The following is a 506-nucleotide window of genomic DNA, read 5'->3' on the forward strand; positions in this document are numbered from 1 at the left end:
AAACCCCCCCCGCCGCTGGAACCGCCAGGCCGCGTCTGCCGACGATGTCGAGGAACGTGTCCCAATCGACGTCTTCGCCATGGATGGCGACCGCGCAGTCGACAAGCCAGTCGCTGTGGGTATGGGCGTCGAGGCCGCCATGGGCGATGGCCAGGGCCATGCGATCGGCCGGCGACGGCACGAAGACCGCGACGCCGCTGAATTGTGCCGGGACCGCCCGTTGCCAGATGGCCAGGTCGTCTTCCGCGCTCGTCTGCGACCCGTCATAGCCGAGCTGGTGCAGGTCGATGTCACCGAAACGGCCCTTGAAGAAGTTCATCGACCGCAGCGACGCCAACCGGGTTCGCAGATATTGCGCGCTGACGCCCGAGGCGATCTGCCAGTCGCGATCGCGCAAGATGTCGAAGACGGCAGCCATGTCGCGCGGGCGCACCAATATGTCGATATCATGCGCCACCCGGCCACGCTGCGCCGACGCGTTCAAGGCAATGCGGCTGGCGCCCTTT

At 66.6% G+C, this 506-nt stretch carries 1 protein-coding gene; it reads right to left on the minus strand.

Annotated features, from left to right (window positions below; all coding sequences use genetic code 11):
* A partial coding sequence (locus tag EN984_RS37140) for a nucleotidyltransferase family protein (RefSeq protein WP_164766053.1) occupies positions 1-506 on the minus strand: 506 nt, incomplete at both ends.

The organism is Mesorhizobium sp. M7A.F.Ca.CA.004.12.1.1 (genome assembly GCF_003997835.1).
In the GTDB taxonomy this organism is placed as follows: Bacteria; Pseudomonadota; Alphaproteobacteria; order Rhizobiales; family Rhizobiaceae; genus Mesorhizobium.